General features: G+C 34.1%; 1 protein-coding gene. It reads right to left on the bottom strand.

Annotation, left to right across the window (positions count from 1 at the left end):
* Positions 1 to 293: 293 nt before the first annotated feature.
* A partial coding sequence (locus B3C94_RS12835; RefSeq protein ID WP_293904230.1) for a DsbA family protein occupies positions 294 to 869 on the bottom strand: 576 nt, incomplete at its 5' end.

Here is an 869-nt window from a genome sequence, read left to right as displayed (position 1 = left end):
TTATCGAAATTTATCTTCAACTCCCTTAACTTGCTACTGACATTTGTTTGTCCATCCGGAATTCCCTCAAAAGAAATGATTTTTGGCCTTCTTTCTTCAACAGCTGCATCTAAAGAAGAAATATCTGTACCATAGGATTGATAAGCCTTGGCAAGTACGGGCATATAGCTCTACAGCTTTGGTTGCTACACCACCGATAGGAAAGGACTTCACATTTTTTATTTAAAGGAGTGTAAGACCGACTTTAATAACTTCAGAAATTGACTTTGCACATCCTTTAGGTAAATCCCACTTTAGAAAAAATTTTTTAAATCTTTTATATTATAGCTTTCTGGTAACTGATGCCCATTAATAAAAATTGTTGGTGTCTCTCTTATCCTTGTTCTATCACACCACTTTCTCATCGCCATCACTTTAGCTTTATGTTCATTTAAATGTGATTTTAAAGGATACTTCGAAGAAAATGCTACATAGTCTTTATCCTTTGAAAGATACCAATCGTTTAAGGCGTCGTGAACTTTTTCCCTCCCATATTCTTCTTGTATAGCCATTAAATGTAAAACAGGAGCAGTGCGTTCATCATCAGGCAAGCCAGAAGCTGTAAAAATAATTCGTAATCTAACATTGCTATTATTTTCTATAATATATTCTAACTCTGGATGCGCCTTAGCGCATGGCCCGCAATACGGATTACATACTTTAATAATCTCTATTTCAGCATTCTCATTTCCTAAAATAATTCCTAGCTCCAATGTAGATTCTCTTATTCTTTCTGTCTTATTTAATAAACTATGGAAAATATCAGAATTATAACGCAATTTCCTCCATTTCATCTCCAAATCATCTCTATCTTTTGAAGCTTTTACTGT

The organism is Sphingobacterium sp. UBA5670 (genome assembly GCF_002420705.1).
GTDB lineage: Bacteria > Bacteroidota > Bacteroidia > Sphingobacteriales > Sphingobacteriaceae > Sphingobacterium.
Note: the sequence above shows the minus strand (reverse complement) of the source record. Positions and strands in the feature narration are given on the sequence as shown.